The 4,309-nt window shown below is 59.2% G+C and carries 2 protein-coding genes; both read right to left on the bottom strand.

Features of this window, described 5'->3' with window-relative positions; translation table 11 throughout:
• Positions 1-216 precede the first annotated feature (216 nt).
• Positions 217-3,099: a TonB-dependent receptor domain-containing protein gene (locus tag AC1DYI_RS28025; RefSeq protein ID WP_477207401.1), complete on the bottom strand. Its 2,883-nt coding sequence runs from the start codon at positions 3,097-3,099 to the stop codon at positions 217-219.
• A gap of 639 nt (positions 3,100-3,738) precedes the next feature.
• The coding region (locus tag AC1DYI_RS28020) for a hypothetical protein (protein WP_477207400.1) at positions 3,739-4,309 on the bottom strand (571 nt) is incomplete at its 5' end.

Raw genomic sequence — 4,309 nt, 5'->3', positions numbered from 1 at the left:
GTATGTCAGTTCCCCCTTTTTCACCTGCGCCACCACTGCCAGCTTAAAAGCCTCCGTGTAGTCGCGCGGCGTGCGCCCTTCCCTCGACTCCATGACACCTGCCCTTTTTCTGCAAGGTCAGGGTGTCAACGCAGGGTAGGACGGGTCATGCACATGAAAAAGGGGTCGCCGCAGCGACCCCCTTGCCTTGTTGATCCGGCTTGCGCCGGCAATTGATCAGAACTTGGCGTTCAGCGTCAGCGACACGCGACGACCCAGTGCGTCGTACACCACCGGGTAGGTGTTGCCGTTCACCAAGCCAGCGCCACTGTCACGCAACGGGGGATCCTTGTCTAGCACGTTGTTGATCGTAGCCGACAACGTGATGTTCTTGGTGGCCTTGTAGCTCGCGCCGATGTCGAAGTAGTTCTGAGCGGACAGCTTCTTCGTCAGATCGTTGATGCCGTCTTCGTAGTGCAGAAGCGGATTCGAGCTGGAAGAGTCAACCTTGACTGCGTCGATATAGCGCCAGTTCAGCGTCAAGTCGACGTTCCACGGCGAGCGCCACGTCGTGCGCATGCTGTGACGCCACTTCGGTGCAGGCGTACCGCACAGATCACCGTAGTAGCCAGCGCAGTCGTACTCACCCGAACCCGGCACATCCTCGGCCTTGAAGCTCTGCAGCCACGTACCCTTGAAGGAGAAGTCCACTCGCCCCATGTCACCAATACGCAGCGCATAGTCAGCACCGACGTCCAGACCTGCGGTCTTCTTGTACGACTGGTTCTGGTTCAGCGCCTCGATGTTGCTGGTCCCGGTCCACAGCGAACCGTCRCCGCCGCGATGGATCAGGTCGCAGAACGCGGCGTCACCCGAGTTCAGACAGGCGTTCAAGATACCGATCGGGCTCGAACCAATGATGTCGTCGACCTTCAGGTTGAAATAGTCGAAGGTCAGGTTCATGTCCTTGATGGGATTCAAGACGAAGCCCAGCGTCCAGCTGTTGGACGTTTCGGGCTTCAGGCTCGCTGTACCACCAAAGAGGGCGTTGTACTGACCGGCCGGGCTGGGATCGATGTGACCGTACTGAGCGGCGGTCACGCCAGTCCGCGCGCACTCTTCGAGCGACGCAGCAGGCGCATCGCCTGCGCAAGGATCGCCTTGGCGGTTGTCGTACAAACCCAGACCCGCCGGCGAGTACAGCTCGACGAGGTTCGGAGCGCGTGTGGCTTTCTGTGCGCTGGCGCGGACCTTGAACATGTTGATCGGTGCCCACTCGAGACCCAGGCCCCAGGTACTGGTCGTCACGTCACGGCTGTAGTCAGAAAAGCGGTAGCTAGCATTGACGGCCAGCAGCTCAGCGAACGGGGCCTTCTCGATCAGCGGCATGCGCAGTTCGGTGAAGATATCCGTCACGGAGAAGCTGCCGCTCTGGCCAATGGTCGGGCCGCCTTGACCGGCCAAGTCGCCCGTCGTGAACTCGGCGTCGGTGCTCAGGTCCAGCTCCTCGGTGCGATGCTCGACACCGACCGCGACACCCAAKCCGCTCTTGGCCCACGGGGTCTTGACGCCGTACGACGTCAGGTCACCGTTGATCGAAGCCGACAGGACCTCGGTCGAGGTGAAGCCCTTCTGGAAGCCCGGGGTCTGCAGGTAGGCGAGCGCTTGCGGCGTCACGCCGCCTGGCGACCAGATGTTGTAAGGCACGCAAGAGGTGTCGGTGCCGTCGACGAAGCTGCGGCAAGCAGCCTGGCCGGTCGCCGGATCGGTGACGACGTCCAGGGCACGCAGCAGACGCGTATTGGAGAAGTCGTTCTTGTAGGTCTCTTGATAGATGACCTTGCCGACCATCGCTGACACGTCATAGCTCCATGAGTCACCGATGTCGCCCTTCACACCGAGCACCGTGCGGAACGACGTGTGACGGATGTCGTCTTGACGGCCACCGCCTTCGACGTTACGGCGACCGATGTACAAGTCAGTGGAGTCGCCCGAAGCGTTCAGGCCCAGGGCGTTTTTCCACGCCGCAGTGATCAGCGGGTTGTCGAAGGTGGCCGGCGTAGCAAAGCCGCCATAGAAGATGCCGCTAGGGGCAATCTGAGCGACGGTATGGTCGTCGTGGAAGCCGAACTCAGCGTACACGCGGGCCCAGTCCGCTAGGTCGTAGTGCGCCGTCGCGTTGGCAACGTAGCGGTCCGACGGACGCTGGAAGTAGTTCAACGGCGAGAAGTTGTACTGGTCGGTCGCCGTGACGAACGCACGGACACTGCCGTCCGAGTTCATTGTCCAGTTCTCACCAGTGTTCAGGTTCTTGAAACGACCCGGGAAGCTCGTGGACGAACCACCGCAAGCCCAACCGTCAGTGCTGGAACCCAGTGCGCAGGTTGAGAAATCGCGCTCGGACTGCAGCRGCGCATCTTCGGTCTTGTGCGCTAGGTACAGGGTCGCATTGCCCTTGCCGTCCGCAAAGTTGCCACCGACCGTCAAGTTGAAGTCGGTAACCTTACCGTCGGAACCCTTGTCGCCAGGCAGCTTGAAGCCGCGGGCCTCGTTGGCATCCTTGACGCCCTGGCTGGTGTGCTGCGAATGGTTGTAGAACTCGTGGTTCAGGTCGATTTGCACACCCTCGAATTTGTCGTCGAGGATGAAGTTCACTACGCCAGCAACGGCGTCCGAACCATAGATGGCCGATGCGCCACCGGTCAGCACCTCGACGCGCTTGATCAGCGACACCGGGATTTGGTTCAAGTCGGCGGCCAGTGCGCGCGGGCTGCCAGCGGGCAGCCGACGGCCGTTAACCAGCACCAGAGTGCGGTCGGCGCCGAAATTGCGCAGATTCACTGTCGCGGTACCGGTGGCCCCGTTCGACACGCTGCCCCCTTGGTCAGCAAAGACCTGGGGCAGATTGTTCAACAGTTGTTCGGCGTTGCGAACACCTTCCAGCGCAATCGCTTCCTTGCCCAGCACGACGACTGGCGAGGTGCCTTCGGTTTGAACCGTCTTGATGCGGGAACCGGTGATCTCGACGCGCTCTTGCGCGGACACCGCGCCGGACGCCAGGATCAGCCCGCCACCAAAGGCAAGCAGCAAGCTCGTGTTGAGCTTTGTTTTCTGGAACATACGTACCACTCCTGAGTAAGGGAAGGCTAATGGATAAACCCTGCCACGAAGCAAGTTGCATGCCGGTCTTGTGAAGCCAGAGTGCACCCGCCTCGAAAACACGCAGCCGAATTGTCAAGGCACCCCATCTATGGGGAACTAGCGGGAAACCCTCTAACACCTCCAAAATGGAAGTATCTGTTGCGCCAACACAGCGAAATCGAGCGCAACAACGCCAATGAGCCGAAGAACTGCCTACCTGATGCGCACCGGCCAGCGATCACTTGGTATTCATACCACTTGACTCGCTTAACCTTCAGCGATAGGAGATTTTCTCTTCAAAATGCACACCAGACAGCTCATTCCTACTGAAGCCTTAGGGGCACAGCAACGATGACGAGAGTGGACACGACTTGGAAACAACTTAATTTCTAGGCCTGGAGTTACGTTGCTACGCGATCGATAGCATCTATTGAAATGCGGCCTCGCATCCGAGATCACTAACGTCTTGAATTCAAGAAACACCCCCACACCACATTGCAACGAATAATGGCCAGCATCAAGCCCGGAAGCGGAAGGTTAGCTTGCTGCGGAAAATAGACGCAGAACCAAAAAAAGGGGTGCCGAGCGGGCACCCCTTTTCACTACGCCGACACTAGATCATCGGAAAGCGTATTTGACACCCAAGTAGAAGAAGCGACCGCGGGACGAATACAGTTCGGCGAAGCCTTGCTGAGTATAGGTGTTGTCAGTACCGTTTTGCAGGCTCAGCGGAGGCATCCGGTTCAGCGCGTTCTTTACGCCGGCGGTCAGCTCCAGGCCGGCAAAACCGGAGTACTGTGCTTGCAGGTCGAGCTCTTCGAACGTACCCACTTTGCGATGGCCCGAAGCAGCGACGGCATCAGGGAATGATTGGTCCGAATCCCAGAACCCCCCCACCGTCTTCCAGGTACCTGACAGAGTCCAGGCACCCAGTTCGGTCGTCGCAGAGAATGCATTTCGGAAATAGGGCTTGGCGTAGGTACCCAAGTACTCCGCATACTCTTCGCCCTTGGCCTGACGCGACTTGTCCGACGAGTAGTAGGTCAACAAGTTACGCAGCGCGACCTTACCGACCGCGGTTTCGCCCAAGCGCAAACGTGCGTCAACGTCAACACCCGAGGTCTCACGCTCGGCGATGTTCTGCAGATTGGTGTAGATATAGTAGCGAKGACCAATCTTCGCCCACAGG

Source organism: Ideonella sp. P3_A4, from assembly GCF_056403075.1.
Note: the sequence above shows the minus strand (reverse complement) of the source record. Positions and strands in the feature narration are given on the sequence as shown.